Consider the following 17,655-nt stretch of genomic DNA (forward strand, 5'->3'; position numbering starts at 1 on the left):
TAGGAGCTTTGTTATAGGAATAATCTGCTTAGTAAAAAAGCAAATAACCACTAGATAATTATTAGTATTATAGTTATAATTTGACTTAGGAATGCAGTTCCATAAAGCTATATTTTGACGCACTACATTTGTAGTAATGTGATAAGGAAGCCTTTTAATCGAAAAACTTCATTCGTTCTCAATTCTCACTTCATAAAAATTTTGTATCATAAAAGTAATTCAATACGACATATGAAAGATGTAAAACAACTCAATAAATAGTAAATTTGTATGTGTGTCTATGTTAGAAAATGGAGGATAACAATGGAAATAAAATTGAAATCAAAATGGTTACAAAAATGTTTATGTAAATTTTTAAATAAGAAAGATAACATATTAAAAGAAGAAGATCTAAAGAAAATAAAATACATTAGAATTGGAACAAGCAATGGTTACGAACTTCAATTAAGTCTTCAAGCACCACCTCAAAAATTTATTCCAAGTGATTGTGGTGATGAATACGAATGTTGTTGTATATATAATACAAAAAGATTTAATTTTATTGATGAATTTATTGAAAGCGAAAAATGGGAGGATAGTTATTCTTTAGAATTAAAGGATAAAGCACTTGAAAATCAGGTGGATATCTGGGATGTGGAGTTTGAAAAAATATCAATGGAAAGTAGTAAATTTGAAGAATCTTTAGCAAGTTTTGAACCTTATGATGGTTGTTATATAAAAGAAGAGTATGAAGAAGATGCTGAAAATGAGACGCTATTAAACACTGATGATTTTAAGTGTTTTACAGAATTAGAAGCCTTGAGGTTTATGGATTGTTGTATTGAGATTCATAAAATTGATTTCTTGAAGAATTTAGATAAACTTAGAATTTTGGAATTAGGTGGTGTTTCTTTAGAAAGCCTTGATGGTTTAGAGGAATTGAAGAATCTTGAAGAGCTTTGCATTTGGAGAAATTAATATTAGGATTAAAAATTGAATGATATTAGATTTATACTATATGTAATAATTTATTAAAAATTAAATAGTAATCTGAAAGGATGAATGATGTAATGGCTGTTTTCGATAGTTATGATAATTATTATGATAGAGCAATGAAGTCTTATTGTTCTAATAAGAAAATAGATCCTAAAAATATTAATGATGAACAGAATAAGATAATTATTGAAAGATCCTGTGTTCATATTGGCTTTTACCTTACATGGATTATTAATAATAATCTGGAAGGAGACATGCATAAAGAATATGATTCAGAAAATCTTGAAAAGGTAAGAAGGGAAGAAATGACAGGAGTGGATTTTTTTCTAACATGTTGTGATGGTAAGCTATGGAGTGATGATTTTAATGACGAAGGATTAGCATTTACTGAATATTATTATGATAGTGAACAGTTTATGAAAGATTACGTAGATTTTGTTTTCAATGAACTGCATGATATTCCTTGTGAGTTTGATTTTGACTGGAAGGATTATAAAAAGTTTGAAGTTATATTAAATAGAAGATGTGAGGATTTTTGCAAAAATGAGAAATAGCATGCCTTTTATAATGCTTGGTAGTTAATGAATTCCTAAAAATTTCAATGTAAAAATAGGTTTTAATTATTTGGAAGATAAGTAGTAATTTATTGAGTAGATAAAGCACAATGATGAACTCATAAGAAAGGAAAAAAGTATATGAAAAATATCAAGGTTATTGTTTTAGAAAAATATAATGACAGCACAAAATACAAAGAAATAAATGAAAATGTATATAAAAATCTATCTGATGGAAATTTCAGAATTACGCTATCTTGTGAATTGGAAAAAGATGAAGACAGTCAATATCCTTTAGAAGATATCTTAGACAAATATTATGTAAATTGTACTGATTGCTTTGAAGAAAAAAATGATGGGGCTCTAAGAACTCTAGTTTTTGAATTAGAAGGCAGTCTTAATGATAATGAAGATAATCATGATAATATTATGGAAGTATCTAAAATAATTGGTAACCGAGTATATAACAAAGAGGAAAATGGATATATTAAACTAATTATAGAATGAAATTCATATTTAAGGTTGAGTAATATAAATAGTAATTTGCTGAGGAGATTTATTTATATAATGGGAGGTTATTATGAGAGAAAATTTAGTTGATGTAATTTATTCTTTTGATGAAGAGTATAGGTATGAAATATATAAGGAAAATGCTGATTTGTATTATGTTTGGCTACAGAAAAAGGTACATGATGATTATATGAGAGATGAAATGGAATTTGTAAGTTGGTCTGATATTAAAGATTATATACATAAAACAGATTGCTTGGAAAAAGCATATGGAATAGGCAATGAAGGATTAAGGTGTTTAGGTGGAAATTATGTTACAGTGAAAGAGATAAAATATAAATGGTTAGGAAATTTTGCACCTAATATAAGTTGTGAGGATAAAAAAGAGCATATTACATCAAGTGGAAATTATCTGTGGCATATTTTTTCGTGGAATTATGTAGAAGCTATAGTTGGAGATAAAGCTAAGAAAGAGTTTGAAAGATTAAGAACCAAAAGGATGTATAGTTTTAATCAATTTGATAATGATGAAGAGATTATTAAGGAATATGATGAGTTGACACCTGATTTTATTGAGAATGAATTAGTTGATGACATATATTTATTTGACCAATCTTTTAAATGGACATATGTAAATACACATGAATCAATGTGTGGTCCATACTTTTTTATGATAAAAACTAAATAGGGTGTATGAGAATAATCTAAATTACTATAAATAGCGATTTTATACGAAGATTTTTTATATTTTGAGAAGGGAGCTGTAAAATGAGGACATTACCCATTGATGTAAGGGATGAAGAAATTAAAAATCTGATTATTGAGTGGAATGAACTTTTAGCTGTTGAAAAATACGAAGAGGCACTTTCTATGTTTCCATCTGATAATTTGGAAGTTGAATGGACCTCTGACCTATTAGAACAAGCTGTATATGGCTATGGTGTTATTGGTTATACCCGTGAGGAAATAAAAGAAATGTTTGGTTCTGAGGACTATAAAATTACTTCGATTTTTGATAATAAAGAAAAGGATAAAATAATGAACAGTATCGAAGTAAGTCGTGACTGGAACTTTAAAGATGAAAATATTATAGGGATGGTGCATTATGATTGCGTTCCTTTAAATGGTGAACTGAGTGATCTAACAGCCAGATTTCATATAATGAAAATTGATGAAAACAATATAACTTTGAAATTTTTGGACCTTCATGTCATGTGAAACTTATGATTAAAATGGAGGACAGAAAAGTCCCAATTTATAGGAGTGAATACTTTGGAAAAAACTATGTGGGATATTGAGATAAAAATGATGATGCCATTTGATACATTGGCTGTATATCCATATGATGATGCAGATGAATATAATATTGAACCGACTTTTGTGAAGATAATGGAACTTTTAAATGTGAAATTTGATGTATGTAGAATTATTGAAACACTATACAATTGTAGAAGTGATAAGAGTGCTATGGAAGTGCATTATTCTTTAGATTCATTTGATGAATTTATTATACTTGATACATACATTGACCCAACGGACCAGTTAGATTTTATATATATTATATTTAGAAGCAAAGCTTGTAAAGGTGGAGATTTGCGGAAATTAGCACATATATTTTATACAGATACATGTAAATATAATGTATATTATGAGGAAGGTTGCAATGTCATTAAAAATAGTACAAAGATTGATTTTACAAAACCAGATAAAATATGTTTAAATGATATAATGAGAGGTAAAAAATTAATTTTATTTCAAAATAATAAGATATTTAGAGAATGGAATAATGAAGTATAAATTCCAATTTGTATTTAAGGTTGAGTAATATAAATAGTAATTTGTTGGTTTGAAAAATAAATTTGTTTTTAACAAGTATTAATTAATATGAGATTGGAGAAGGATGTAATGAAAATTATTGAAGAATATGTAAGTAGATTAAAAAAAGCATACTATGATAATGATGGAAAAGAGAGTTGGGATTATTTTGAAAGAGTTATGCATGGTGCGAGCAAAGAAGATATTAACAAATTGAAAGAGGAATATACTAACATCCCAGATTCCTTAATAAAACTTCTTGAATATGTGGATGGAACGTATTGGAGGGAATATGAAGGAGAAAAAATTACCTTTTATATTCTTGGGTCTGATGTTAATGAGTATCCATATTATCTACTTTCAGTAAATCAGATTTTGGAGAGTAAAAATGAAGCAGTCGATTTCTATGCTGACTACGTTAATCGTGAATATAGTGATGAGGTTGAAGTAGATGAAAGAATTACAGATTGTGCAAATAACATGAAATGGTTACATTTTTCAGATTGTATGAATAATGGTGGCACATCACAGTTGTTTATTGATTTTTCACCTTCTGTAAAAGGAATTAAGGGGCAGATTGTAAGATTTTTGCATGATCCCGATGAAATTCAAGTGATAGCAGATAGTTTTGATAATTATTTACAAATGCTAATTGAAAATGGGATAGATTTTATTAACGAAGATACGATAGAGTAAGTAAAATATATAACTTTTGTTTTTAGGCCAGAAAAATTGGCTGAGTATTTAAAAGGTGAAGTTTTAGATTTAGAAGAAAAACTAGTGAGTAATACAGTTATGCATATGCTTAAGTCAAAGGATATAGTGGATTTGGAGAGGGATTATTTAGTGTGAGAAATGTAAGTTTTAGATACTATAATTTCATTTAAAATAGAAAAGGAGTTTTCAAAATGGAAAAATATATAGATAAAATGGGGATATTTGAAGATTTTAATTTTAAATTGGTAGTAATTGAAGCTTTGTTAGATAAAAGTTCAGCTTTTCAAGATGAGTTGGAAGCATTAGTTGAAGAGCATACTAAAAATTACGAATGGTACACAGACGCGGGTCCTATCAAAGGAATACTTCAATTCTTCGCTGAGCTAAATATAGGGCAAACAGATTTAGATAAGATTACAGAATTGTGCTTTGATGGTGGTAATGAAATTTATGGCTATATAGAACCAGATTGGGATGGAGAGGATTGTTTTTTTGATGTTCAATCAGTAAAAGGGTTTGAACACATTAAAAATTTAAAATCCGTACAACTCATTAGTATGGTAGCTGAAGAAGTTTTAGAGCCAATAAAAAAACAAGGAATTGTTATTGAATAAGTAGGTATATTGATGGATCATTCTAATGGGAATTTTGTGAAAAAGATGATGAGGATGAAGATTAGATTATAAAAAGGAAAAGGTGAGTTTAGTTGAGGTACCAAGAAGAAATAAGTTTTTTAGAAATAGTCGAAGATAAAGAAGAGACTGAAATGAACAGTCGTGAAAAGTGGACTGATGCACAAATAAAGGAACTAGTTGAGCAACACCTAGGCATACCGCAGGAGTATTTAGACTATCTTAAAGAAATAGGAACTGGATCTTTTAGGGAATGTCAATTTGTAGTTCATGGAGCTTTAGAAACTATAGAGGATCTTACAGGGTATGACTTGTATGATTTGGAAGATAAGAAATTTTTAGTTTTTGGAGAGAACTATAGTGGTGATTTTTCAGGCTTCCTTATTGAAGAAGAATGGAAGGTTGCTGAATTCTGGCATGATAGGGAAGAATTGCAAATTTGCGGACAAACATTTCATCAATATATAAGAGAACAGATGTTGATGGATGAAGATACAAGGATAAAATAAAAGAAATCAATAAGGAGGAGAATATGAGCGGCTATCCAATGGATATAGAAAATTTCCAGAATACAATTTTAAAATTGAGAGGAATTGATTCAATAGAAAGTGGACTGGACAACCTAGAAGAGGTAAATGTTGAATTGTTAAAAGTGTCTCAGTTTTCACATCTACCCCACGCAGCTCTTTTACGTACAAATGGTGGTCTGAAAAATGAAGTGCTTATACAATTTGAATTTAAGCTTGATAACTCTGCAGAAAGTCTAAACAGCCTTGAATTTCTTGCTTGGTTTGTTAGGGACAGTGCTAGAGGTGGCACAAAAATTCAATTAAGACCATTTGCATTACCGCCAGTAACCCCATATGGCAGACAACTTGGGACAACTTTAAAATTTCACATTGACCTATTTATTGATGGTATTGGTGAATCATTAGAACCAGTATTTAAAGTGGTAAATGAACTTAATAAAAATTTGAAGTTATTTGTTAACATGTATAATATTCCGGTTAAGGATTAAGTGAAGGTATAAGTTAAAGTCTAAGATTAAAACGCTATAGATATAAATGAGGAGATGATTTTTTATGCTTAAAATTAGTAAAGAGGGAGAATAAGTTTATTGGGATAAAATTGTTGACTTAGGCGTTATGGGGAAGTTTGATACTATCTCTATAGACTTATATGGATGTGAAATTGCAGGAGTGCAAGAGGATACGTCACAAGATGAGAAATTCTCGAAAATTTCAAAATACTACGGTGATAGATTTAAAGAATTAGAAGCAGATGTTAATTACATAAATGAGCAATTTTTAATGTGGATTATAACGTACTTATGCGATATAGAATATCCCTTTTGGGAGTTTGGATTTAGTGATAAAGGCAGTAAAAAGTATCCGGATTACATAGTTGAAGAAAAAATGAAGAAGTTTGAAGATGAAAATGGACAAGTAATACATGATTTACAGAGTCAAAGTCCCGTTTATAAAAAAATTCAAGAATATAATGTGTATACCAATAAAGATAACTTAACGAGCTATGAAATAGTAGCTCAATATTTGCCAATTCTTGATTTGAAAAAACTTGTAGATACCATTGAAGCTGGTAGTATTGATACTTATGAAGATGAAATACATTTTCAAGTTGGCAGTGAGGTATGTGGCGGATTATTGCTTTGTGCTACTTATGGAACCATATATGAAAACAATAAGTTAGAAGTTACACATAATTGTTAAATAAGGAGGAAACACATGGATGAACTATTAAATATACTGCAAGTTAATCTTTGCAATTGTACATTAAAAGATGAAGAGGTAAGGGAAATTAAAGACTATATTGAAAATGGTGGTTTATTAGATTTCAGTAAAACTCATAAGTATAATATAGAAAAATCCCTTAGAAGTCATTACAATATCAGAGAAAAATTATGGGAATTATTAGATGGATTTATGGATAAAGAAGATGTTTTTAAAAGGATTTTGAATATATTTTTTGCTATAGGTCAGGAAGGTTTTTTCAAAATGTTATATAATAGATTTTATTCTGTTGGTAAAATTTTAGATTATTTGAAATACATAGATAATAAAGAAAGATTTTTAGTTTGGATTATAAAAGGTTATTCAAGTAATTCATTTTGTTTAGATTATGTGAGTGAAATAATTATAGCTTCTGAAGAATTAATAAATGAAGATAAGTTAATACTCTCAAAAGCTTTTTTAATTTCAGAGGATACTTTTGTAAAATTAGTGGTAGCTATTATAGCGGTTAAAAATTCCTGTGATTTACCTGAAGATGGAGAAAAATTTATAAAAGTGTGTCTTAACAATATTGAAAATGTAAATAAACAATTAAAAAATAAGCAGATAGCTTTAGTTAAATTTTTATACTATGCTCACAGTAAAAATGAAGAATTTGCACATATCATTACAAATATAGTCAATAACAGTAGCAATGGGAGAATCATATTTGATGAATGGGTAGGATTTATTGGTACATATGATGCTGAGGTTGATATTTATGATATTGTAGAGGCCTTTAACATTGATAAGAGACTATATGTGATTAGATTGATAAACTTATATATTAGAGATGAAAATAAGAAAGTACTTAAAGAGATAAATGAAAGGATAAAAGAAATACCCTTAGTTTTCAGAGAAAGTCTAGAGGTTATTAATAAAAGTAATATTGAAGATGTGGAAAGGCTTACACTTGCTTCTTTTATTTATAATTATTCAAAAGAAGATGAGGACTTAAAAAAAGTCAAGCAATATATTGGAAAATTTTTAAGAGGTTATATAGATGTTTCTAGAGATTCTGATATGGTATCACAATTAGAAAAATCTAAGGTTTTACAATATGTGTTAGAAGGAAAAAATGAAGATTGTATAAATGAATATGCTACCAAAATTAGAGAAGTAGCAGATACAGGATATTTATGGAGTTATCATGCCTTTTGTTTTAAATTAATTTATTTTACAAATGAAACTAGGGACATTATATATAGATTTTTAGAGTTTGGGCTTAAAGCTGAAAAATATTCTTTAGCAGCTTCTATTATAGATAAAATAATAGAAAGTCAGTCTATAAGTTATATAAGTTTTGCTAAAGAACTTACAGCTTTAGATATAAGTGAAAAACATTTGATTTTAACAGCAGATAGGGCTTTAAATGCATATAATTTTAGAAGTCAATCAAAGGTTATAGAATACTTAAGTAAGTTGTGTTTAGAGGAAAATACAGAGATTATAAACAATATAGGTAAATTAAATATCAACGTTAAAGAAATAGTACTTGAAAAACTATTTAATGTAAATAATGAAAAGTATGCTTCAATTCTTATTAATCATTTATCAGATAGTTCTAAAGTTATACGAGGCAAAATGGTAATTCTTCTTAGTTCTTATGAGGGCTGTAAAAAAGAAGTATTAAGTGAGTTAAAGAGTAAAAAGTTAGCAGTTAGAGAAGCTGCTGCTAGGATACTTATAAACTTTGACATGAGAGATTCGGCTAAAGAACTTCAAAAGTTTGCAGACTTAGAAAAGAAAGAAAATGTTAAAGTGTTACTATTAAATATTATAAATGCAGATTATTTAGATAATGAAATACTTGAAACTGCGGAAAGTATAAGTAAGTATTGTACTGAAAGGTTGCAGAAAACCGCCTATACTGCTCCAGCCTGGATTCCAGTAAGTGTACTTCAAGATATAAGGTATGAGGATGGAAACTTAGTATCAAAAGACGTAATAATTTATTTGATAAGTAAATACTCTTTAGAAAATGTTGTGGAAAGAAATAAAGTAGCAGAAAAGGTCATTGAAAAATGTAATGTGCATGATTTAGATCAACTTGGAAATGAATTTTTAAATCTTTGGATCAATAACGATGCAGATACAAAGCAGAAGTGGATATTATCTTTAATTTCAGCAGTAGGGGGCTTTAATGTTGTTAATGCATTAAAGACTCAAATAGATATATGGTCTAAGAATTCAAGAGGAGCTATTGCATGCGATGCCATAAAAGCTTTGTCATTAAATGGAAGTGATGAGTGTTTAATAATAATAGATACAATAGCAAGGAAATTTAAGCATAAACAGATTAAAAAAGCGGCAGAGGAAGCGTTTATTTTTGCGGCTCAAATGCTTAATTTAACAGAGGAAGAACTGGCGGATAAAATAGTACCAGATTTAGATTTTAATAAAAGGGGAGAAAGGATATTTGACTTTGGAAGTAGAAGTTTTACAGCAATTTTAGATTTGGATTTCTCTTTAAAAATCATAGATAATAATGGAAAGATAATTAAAACTTTACCAAAACCAAATAAATCTGATGATGAGTTAAAAGCTAAAGAAGCATCAAAAGAATTTAAAAATCTTAAAAAGCAAATTAAAACTGTAGTTTCTACTCAAACTTTAAGATTGGAAATGGCACTTTCCGTAAGTAGAATCTGGAAGAAAAAAGATTGGGAAAACCTATTTGTAAAAAATCCTATTATGCATAAATTTTCTCTTGGATTAGTGTGGGGAGTATATGTTAAAGGAGAATTAAAGGACACTTTTAGATACATGGAAGATGGCAGCTTTAATAGGAAGGATGAAGAAGAATATGAACTTCTAGAAGATTATCTTATAGGACTTGTACATCCTTTGGAAATGGACAAAGACACATTAAATACTTGGATTCAGCAATTTGAAGATTATGAAATAGTACAACCTTTCCTTCAGCTACGCAGAGAGGTTTATAAGGTAAATGAAAAAGAGAAAGAAATGAAGCCTATAGAACGTTTTGCAGGTGTAAAAATTAATGGACTTTCATTGGTCGGTAAGCTTAGTAAAATGGGCTGGTATAGAGGCTCTGTGCAAGATGGTGGGGGATACTATCAGTTCTATAAAGAAGATGAAAAAATAGGTATTGCTGCAGAACTTTCTTTTGAGTGGCTTTCTATTGGTTGTGAAAATGAAGAAACCACTATTTATGAGTTAACTTTCTATAGGGCGAGCACAGTTGAACGTGGAAGTTATGTTTATGATGAAATAAGCGAGGAAAATATTATTGTTCCATCAAAAGTACCAGAAAGATTTTTTAGTGAAATACTTTATGATGTAGATAGAGCTTTAGAAGCTAAAACTGGGTTTAGTGCTAATTGGAAGCTGAACCGATAGAAAAAGAGCCATTATTTATCAGTAAATCAAAAAACAAAGAGTGTATTTTATCCCTAAACAGGGAATGAAATACACTCTTTATCGAAAAAAGATTTTATGTTTTATTTCATAGACTCTATTATTTTTGAAACCTCCTTCATATCCATAGAAGGTGTTTTGTCCTCGCTACTATTTTTAAAATTCCAATATAATTGGTAAGTTACACCTTTTGACTCCCAAAAAGCACAATTGGTTGATAAAGTTACTTTTTTTCCATCAATAGATGTTTCACTAACCTTGCCAGTGGATGCTACACCGCAGGTTGCTTCTTTTGTGCTAGAGGCTAAGAGGGTGATTGTATCTCCTAATGAATTGCCATACACTACATTAACTCCTGCTCCCTTAAACGAGGTGGTTGCATTTTTAAAAGCATAACCTTGTGGCAGGTAATTAGGAAGCTTACTGTTGCTGTTAGCGACTTTCTTAACTTCTTCTAAAGTAAGAGATTTTTCATTACTTGAAGTATTCTCTTCTGTTGAAATAACAAATTCATGTTCTCCATTTGGCAAATCTTTTACTCCCATTTCAGTAATAATTTTGCCATCTGCAGTGTAGTAGGTTTTACTTTCACCATATATTGCTTCTTTTCCGTTTTTATCAAATAGTTTGCCTTTATAGCCTTCTTGCATGAATTTAAGACTTTTTGCATCACTTTCGGTATTAACATCTTTAGCTTCATTATTACTGGCATATTGTGTTATTTGAGTATGACCTACTTGAAAATGTGCAATGATGGAGTCCAAAGTTCCACTGGCATAAGCAGCAGATGCCCCCGAAATAAATGTTGCCAACGCTAAGCCTGCAATTGTAGCAGGTCTAAAAAATTTCTTTTTCATATATAACCCATCCTTTTCTATATAATTTGATTTTATTGTTCCTGTTTCTATTTTATACTTTAAGCGATTTAAAATTGTGGCCTCATGCTCACTGCTATTAACATCTACATTTATAAGCAAATCTTCAAGCTGCTTAAGTTCATTCATGTCTGATTTTTTATTCATATTTAAAACCTCCACGGATTAATTTTTTTTGCAATTTCTTTAAGCTACGGCAAAGAATAACACTTACATTTGATTCACTTAATTCCATTAACTTTGCAATTTCCGTATTTCTGAGTTCAGCTCCATATTTCATTGAAACTACAGCACGATCCCTTTCACTCAGATGAGCTAATGCTCGAAATAAATATGAGTTATTCTCTTCTATGAGAATCAGTTCATCAGGAGATGGTTTTGAAGATACTATGTCAATTATATAATCCAGTGAAAAATGAAATCCTCGTTTGTTCTTTCGATAATAGTCTGTTATAGTGTTTCTTGCTATGGCAAAAATCCAGCCTTCAAAAGTCATCTTATTTTTAGAAAAACTGCTATATTTTGCAATAATCCTTTCAAAAACTTGGCTACATAATTCCTCGGCCATATTTTGGTCATCAATTCGGTAACAAATATATTTAAATACACGCTTATAATAAGCCGTGTATATTTCAGTAAATTCAGTAACCGTGGTCTGAGTGGAGTTTATTTTATTGCTGTCTTCATATATTTCAAAATTCACCGTTTCCATTCCCATCTCCTTCATGAATTTACTTTGTAGGCATTTAATTCAATGATATGTTCTAAAGATATTACAGCCTAGAATAAAATGCGCATTTTATTTTGTATTGTAATTACAGTAGTTAAGACGAGAAAAATATAAAACTACTACATATTTTCCAATCTTTTTTTTAAACTTTTATATAACATAAAAAAACTATAACAAAACTTATAGTATAAAGTGGGTACCACCAGCAAAATGCATACTCTGTTTTCATACATTATAAAGCTATTTAAGACTCGTCTGTAACAAACTATACTTACTATGGAAGGTAAATGAAAAGTATAGCGTTGATATATAAGATTTTTTGAACATTACATTTATGGATAAATTGTGTTATAACATATATAGACATATATTTAACTTTGGAAGATTAAAAGCAAATTTATAATTTATTTTTATAATTACATTAGTTTATAACAAGCACGTTAAAAGGGGGAGAATTTAATGGCAATAAAAACAAAATTAGCTGATATTTTGGCTGAAAAAGGAATACCTATCAATAACCAATTTGGTGGAAAAGCACCAGAAGGTCTGATGGGTCGTGAAATAAAAATGGAGCCAAGTCCTAGGGCTAAGAGACTTAGGGATATCTATTATGACACACTATCATCTGCTAATACAGAATTTCCTTATTGGTATAGTAGAAGATGGAATGAACTAGAGGGAGAGGTAGATGTTGTTAGAAGAGCAGAATCCCTTAAATGTGCATTTTCACATTTAACACCAAATATAATACCAGGAGAAAAGTTAGTTATGCAAAAAACTAATAATTATAGGGGCTCTTTTCCCATGCCTTGGCTTTCAGAAGGTTTCTTTGTTGCAAAAGAAGACGAGCTTTATAAGGCAGCATTAGAAAGCGGAAGTGGTAGTGCAGGAGAACTTAGTAAATTTGGCACAGGTGGTGGAAACGTTACCAATAACTTTGGTAAGGTAGTATCAATAGCTGGTAAGTTTGGAATGAGACAGGAAGAAATACCTGCATTAATTACACTTGCTAAAGAATGGGTTGGACGTTCTGTTGATGACTTAGGTCACAAATATGAACAAATGGTACCAGGTTATCATATAAAAGAAAATATTATGAAGTCATTAATCTGCATGTTTGACTCAGGATTTACATTACCACAAGGTAGAGAAGTTATAAATTATTATTATCCTCTTGAGTATGGGTTTGATAATTTAATTGATATGGCGGAGGAGTTAAAGGCAAATGTAGCTGGAAATGCTGATGGTGATGGGATTATAGGTATGGATCGTCTATATTTTTATGAATCTGTTAAACTAATTATAGAAGGAATTCAAAACTGGATATTAAATTATGCAAAGCATGCAAGAGCTTTAGTGGAAAGTTGCGGTGATGAAAAACAAAAGCAAGAATATATTGAAATAGCTGAATGCTTGGAATGGATCGCACATAAACAGCCACGTACATTCAGAGAAGCAATTCAATTAACCTATATAATTCATATAGCAGTAGTTAATGAGGATGCTATTTCAGGAATGTCACTTGGACGACTTGGTCAAATATTATATCCATGGTTCCAGCAAGATATTGAGGAAGGAAGAACAACTGAAGGTGAAGTGTTAGAGCTTCTTGAACTTCACAGAGTTAAGTTCACAACTATAGATTGTTTTGCGTCCACTGGAGTTGTAGGAGGGGTTCTTTCAGGCAATACCTTTAACAATTTAACATTAGGTGGGCTTAAGAAAGATGGTAGCTGCGCCGTAAATAGATTGGAATATTTAATCGTTCAGGCTGGCATAACTTGTGCTACACCACAGCCAACCTTGTCCTGTTTATATGATGAAAAGTTGCCAGAAGAATTCTTATTAAAATGTATTGAATGTGATAAAACAGGTACAGGATATCCTGCTTGGGTGAATAATCGTGGTGCAGTAGAATTCATGATGAATCAGTATGGAGAAGAAGGAATGACTATTAAGGAGGCAAGGTCTGTTGCAATAGGAGGATGTCTTGAAACATCACCTTGCAGTTGGAAAGATCTTACTTTAAACGGTAAAACTTATAGTGTTTCCGGGGGCGCAGGACAGCCTACTTCCGTTGGTGTTCATTTTATTGCTAATCCAAAGATCTTAGAACTTGTGCTTACAAATGGAAGAGATAATAGAATAGGTTTGCAAGTATATCCTGCACATAATAAGAAACTTGAAACTTATGAAGAACTTTTACAACAATTTAAAGATTATTATGCATTAACTTGTGATGTACTTGCTAAAACTAATAATATTCAGCATGATATTTGGCGTAAGAAGAATATGGCTGTATTTAATTCTATGTTAAAACCTAACTGTTTGGATAAGGGACAGCATATTGGTAATTTAGGTTATAAATATAATGCAACATACAATATTGAAAGTTGTGGAACTATTAATTGTGTAAATAGCTTAGCAGCATTGAAAAAGCTTGTATATGAAGAGAAAAAATATACTATTGAAGAAATGACAGAAGCAATGATTGATAACTTTGGGTTTAAAACAGCTAGTGAGGTGGGTAGTTATTCACTTACAGATCAAGAGAAAAAAGATATAAATACTAAATATGATAATATGTATGGAGATTGTCTGCTTGCTCCTAAATATGGGAACGATGATGATTTTGTTGACAATATACTAAAAGATTATGAAGAATGGTTCTGTAATATGACCCATAATTATGAGTCCTTATATGCGAAAAAAATGTACGCTTGCCAAATTTCTGTTTCAACTCATGGTGCACAAGGAGCAGCGACCTTGGCCACTCCAGATGGTCGTTTAGCTGGTACAACCTATGCAGATGGTTCTATGTCCGCATACCCTGGAACAGATAAAAATGGTCCTTATGCATTATTTAAATCGGCTACAGTTTGGGATCATAGTATGTCCCAAAATTCCCAGATGAATCTTAAAGTTCATCCAAGTGCTATAAAAGGTATTGAAGGATCAAAGAAGCTTCTTGACCTGACTCGTTCTTATATGAGAGAAGGTGGATACCATATTCAGTATAACATTGTAGATTCTAAGGTCTTAAAAGATGCACAGGGAAACCCTGAAAACTATAGAGACTTAATGGTACGTGTTGCTGGATTTACACAATACTGGTGTGAAATAGGTAAGCCTATACAAGATGAAGTTATTGCAAGAACTGAATATGAGGGGGTTTAATTAAAATGGCAAATGAGAGTATGAAGCATAATGATTGTATAAATTTTTCGCCAATTGATGTAGCAAAGGGTATTTGTAGATTATCAAATCAAATGGTATTTATAGATGCGCAAGTTTGTGAGAATTTCAATGAGGTTAGTAAATGTAACAACTGCTTAAGCTTTAAAAATCCTAATAAAGATAATATTGGAACATGCACCGGATTAAAAAAACAATCTTGGACCTATGGAGAGTTAAATGCAGTAACTTGCGAAGGTTACAAAGTAAATAAATAGAATTCAAATTACGTATTGAAAGTCGGGGAAACTATTATGGAGGAGAATAAAGGAATTATTTTTGATATACAAAGTTACTGCGTACATGATGGTCCTGGGTGCAGAACAACTTGTTTTATGAGTGGGTGCACTTTAAAATGTGAGTGGTGTGCTAATCCTGAAGGTTGGACTAATAAGGAAAAAATCATGTTTTCACAAACAAAATGCAAACATGAAAAGGGCTGCATTAGATGCGAAGAAGCTTGTAATAACAGGGCCATTAGTTTTGATGAGCAGCAGAAGTTAATATTAAACTGGGAAGTATGTAGAGAATGTACTACTTTTGAATGTGCTAAGGTGTGCTATAACGAAGCATTAAGAGTCTGTGGCAAGCATTATACGGTAACAGATTTATTAAAAATTTTAAATAGAGATAGACAATTTTGGGGGAGTAATGGTGGAGTTACTTTTAGTGGAGGTGATCCCCTCTGCCAAAATGAATTTTTAATAGCAACTTTAAAAAAATGCAAAGAATCATATATTCACACGGCTATTGAAACATCAGCTTTCATAGATACTAATATATTTTTGGAAACTATGAAATATATAGATTTTGCTTTTATAGATGTAAAGCATATGAATAGAGATAGGCATAAAGAGAAAACAGGTGTTTATAATGATTTAATACTTAAAAATATAGAGACCCTTGTTAACTCAGGTTGGGCAGGAAGATTAGTGCTTCGAATGCCTGTAATTCATGATTTTAATGATACGCAGGAGAATGCTATTGAGACAGTAAGTTTCATGAAAAAGCTAGGAATTTTTGAAATTAATCTTTTACCCTTTCATAGAATGGGAGATTCAAAATGGAATCAGCTTGGTAAAGAATATGGTTACAGTAAAGAAGAAGCAACAGATGAGGAAAAAATGAGCAAGCTTCAAGATTTATATTTAGATAATGGAATAGCATGCTATGTTGGAAGTGACACAGTTTTTTAAAAAGGTTTAAGTGATTATGAATGGATAGGCATTTAGTGCTTATCCATTATATTTTTGCCAGGCGGGTGGCACCTAAAAGATTATATAAAGAAGTAGTTGGCATTTTTTTATTATTGTTAATTTTAAGAACGAATGTTCGCATAAAATCCAAAATTATACCAATACTATAAACAGGTAATATTATGATATAATTAAGGAGGAACAGATGTGGATTATGAGAAGATTGAAGATTCAGTTCTTAAAAGTGCTATGGATTTTTTTCAACAAAATGCAGTTGATTTTTTTGGAATAAATACTAAGATAATAGCACCAGCACAAACAGAGCTAAAAGATATAAAAATAAATACAAACTTTATGGATTATACTTTCTATACAGAAGATGGCAATTATCTTCATTTCGAATTCCAAACAACAAATAGGCAAGAGGATATAAGAAGATTTATGTTTTATGATGCATCTTTGCATTATAAAGGGAATAGAAAAATAAGAACAGTAGTAGTATATTCTTCAGATATAAAAAAGGTAGAAAACTATATAGATGCAGGAAGTATTAAATATAATATGGAAGCCTATTACATGAATAATATAGATGGTGATGAAAAATATAATTATTTAAAAAACAAAATTGATAATAATGAAGAACTTACAAATGAAGAGATATTAAGTTTAACTTTTATACCATTAATGAAGGGAAAACTAACCAGAACAGAAAGAACCATAAGAAGTATAGAATTAGCAGATAAGATAAATATAAGTGATAGTAAATTAAAGTGCCTTACAATGTTGTATGCATTATTAGAAAAATTCGGAGATGCTGAAAGTAAGAAAAAATTCAAGGAGGTTTTTAATATGACAGAAATAGGAAAGATGATATTAGAGGATGGAATTGCTAAAGGAATGGAAAAAGGAATGGAAAAGGGAATAGAAAAAGGTAGGAAAGAAGGAAAAGCACAACTTTTATTAAAACAGTTAACTAAGAGATTTAATAAAATACCTAATGAATATAAAAATAAGATAATGGAATTACCAGATGAAACTATAGAAATAATAGGGCTTGAACTATTTGAAATGAAAAATGTGGAGGAAATAGAGAAATATTTTTAGTATGTGGCCCGGATGGTGTACGTGATTTCAATATAAAAACTAGAACGTAGTTGTATTGGATATAACATAATTAAATATAAATTGCTTCCCTAATTTTAAAATCCTTTAATTTTAAACAATAAATAAAAAACAAGCATTATAA

At 30.2% G+C, this 17,655-nt stretch carries 18 protein-coding genes; 16 read left to right on the top strand and 2 right to left on the bottom strand.

Annotated elements, in window-relative coordinates; genetic code table 11:
• Positions 1-303 precede the first annotated feature (303 nt).
• The 12 genes from Ctaglu_RS20685 (at position 304) to Ctaglu_RS20740 (ending at position 10,356) form a co-directional block, all read left to right on the top strand.
• Positions 304-957, top strand: a complete 654-nt coding sequence (locus tag Ctaglu_RS20685; protein WP_125005303.1) for a hypothetical protein — start codon at positions 304-306, stop codon at positions 955-957.
• 92 nt (positions 958-1,049) lie between these two features.
• A complete protein-coding gene (locus Ctaglu_RS20690) occupies positions 1,050-1,529 on the top strand; it encodes a DUF7832 domain-containing protein (protein WP_125005305.1) in 480 nt (159 codons plus the stop codon).
• Positions 1,530-1,670: 141 nt separating this feature from the next.
• The gene (locus Ctaglu_RS20695; RefSeq protein WP_125005307.1) at positions 1,671-2,036 is read left to right on the top strand and encodes a hypothetical protein; all 366 of its coding nucleotides are present in this window, start codon (positions 1,671-1,673) and stop codon (positions 2,034-2,036) included.
• A 73-nt stretch (positions 2,037-2,109) separates the two neighbouring features.
• Positions 2,110-2,727, top strand: coding sequence for a DUF4275 family protein (locus Ctaglu_RS20700; RefSeq protein ID WP_125005309.1), 618 nt, complete (start codon positions 2,110-2,112; stop codon positions 2,725-2,727).
• A gap of 80 nt (positions 2,728-2,807) precedes the next feature.
• Positions 2,808-3,257: a hypothetical protein gene (locus tag Ctaglu_RS20705; RefSeq protein ID WP_125005311.1), complete on the top strand. Its 450-nt coding sequence runs from the start codon at positions 2,808-2,810 to the stop codon at positions 3,255-3,257.
• Positions 3,258-3,311: 54 nt separating this feature from the next.
• The gene (locus tag Ctaglu_RS20710) at positions 3,312-3,836 is read left to right on the top strand and encodes a hypothetical protein (RefSeq protein WP_125005313.1); all 525 of its coding nucleotides are present in this window, start codon (positions 3,312-3,314) and stop codon (positions 3,834-3,836) included.
• A gap of 87 nt (positions 3,837-3,923) precedes the next feature.
• Positions 3,924-4,550: an SMI1/KNR4 family protein gene (locus Ctaglu_RS20715; protein ID WP_233439893.1), complete on the top strand. Its 627-nt coding sequence runs from the start codon at positions 3,924-3,926 to the stop codon at positions 4,548-4,550.
• 212 nt (positions 4,551-4,762) lie between these two features.
• Positions 4,763-5,185, top strand: coding sequence for a DUF6892 domain-containing protein (locus tag Ctaglu_RS20720; RefSeq protein WP_125005315.1), 423 nt, complete (start codon positions 4,763-4,765; stop codon positions 5,183-5,185).
• Positions 5,186-5,277: 92 nt separating this feature from the next.
• Complete coding sequence (locus Ctaglu_RS20725) at positions 5,278-5,712, top strand: hypothetical protein (protein ID WP_125005317.1); 435 nt, start codon at positions 5,278-5,280, stop codon at positions 5,710-5,712.
• A gap of 23 nt (positions 5,713-5,735) precedes the next feature.
• The gene (locus tag Ctaglu_RS20730) at positions 5,736-6,221 is read left to right on the top strand and encodes a hypothetical protein (RefSeq protein ID WP_125005319.1); all 486 of its coding nucleotides are present in this window, start codon (positions 5,736-5,738) and stop codon (positions 6,219-6,221) included.
• A gap of 127 nt (positions 6,222-6,348) precedes the next feature.
• Complete coding sequence (locus Ctaglu_RS20735) at positions 6,349-6,933, top strand: hypothetical protein (protein WP_233439894.1); 585 nt, start codon at positions 6,349-6,351, stop codon at positions 6,931-6,933.
• 15 nt (positions 6,934-6,948) lie between these two features.
• A complete protein-coding gene (locus Ctaglu_RS20740) occupies positions 6,949-10,356 on the top strand; it encodes a DUF4132 domain-containing protein (RefSeq protein ID WP_125005321.1) in 3,408 nt (1,135 codons plus the stop codon).
• Between the two features lie 101 nt (positions 10,357-10,457).
• Here Ctaglu_RS20740 and Ctaglu_RS20745 read toward each other — a convergent pair whose 3' ends face one another.
• Together Ctaglu_RS20745 and Ctaglu_RS20750 are read right to left on the bottom strand one after the other, a co-directional pair.
• Positions 10,458-11,396: a DUF4367 domain-containing protein gene (locus Ctaglu_RS20745; protein WP_125005323.1), complete on the bottom strand. Its 939-nt coding sequence runs from the start codon at positions 11,394-11,396 to the stop codon at positions 10,458-10,460.
• Entirely contained in the window at positions 11,389-11,961 is a 573-nt protein-coding gene (locus Ctaglu_RS20750; RefSeq protein ID WP_125005326.1) for an RNA polymerase sigma factor, read from the bottom strand. The genes Ctaglu_RS20745 and Ctaglu_RS20750 overlap by 8 nt, the downstream gene beginning before the upstream one ends.
• Positions 11,962-12,438: 477 nt before the next feature.
• Between Ctaglu_RS20750 and hpdB the strand changes: the two genes are divergently transcribed.
• The 4 genes from hpdB (at position 12,439) to Ctaglu_RS20770 (ending at position 17,513) form a co-directional block, all read left to right on the top strand.
• Positions 12,439-15,156: a 4-hydroxyphenylacetate decarboxylase large subunit gene (hpdB, locus tag Ctaglu_RS20755; RefSeq protein ID WP_125005328.1), complete on the top strand. Its 2,718-nt coding sequence runs from the start codon at positions 12,439-12,441 to the stop codon at positions 15,154-15,156.
• A gap of 5 nt (positions 15,157-15,161) precedes the next feature.
• Positions 15,162-15,431, top strand: a complete 270-nt coding sequence (hpdC, locus tag Ctaglu_RS20760; protein ID WP_125005330.1) for a 4-hydroxyphenylacetate decarboxylase small subunit — start codon at positions 15,162-15,164, stop codon at positions 15,429-15,431.
• 36 nt (positions 15,432-15,467) lie between these two features.
• Complete coding sequence (hpdA, locus tag Ctaglu_RS20765; protein ID WP_125005332.1) at positions 15,468-16,409, top strand: 4-hydroxyphenylacetate decarboxylase activase; 942 nt, start codon at positions 15,468-15,470, stop codon at positions 16,407-16,409.
• Between the two features lie 207 nt (positions 16,410-16,616).
• Entirely contained in the window at positions 16,617-17,513 is an 897-nt protein-coding gene (locus Ctaglu_RS20770; RefSeq protein WP_125005334.1) for a DUF4351 domain-containing protein, read from the top strand.
• Positions 17,514-17,655: the final 142 nt, after the last annotated feature.

Origin of the sequence: Clostridium tagluense (assembly GCF_003865095.1) — a bacterium.
In the GTDB taxonomy this organism is placed as follows: Bacteria; Bacillota; Clostridia; order Clostridiales; family Clostridiaceae; genus Clostridium_AD; species Clostridium_AD tagluense.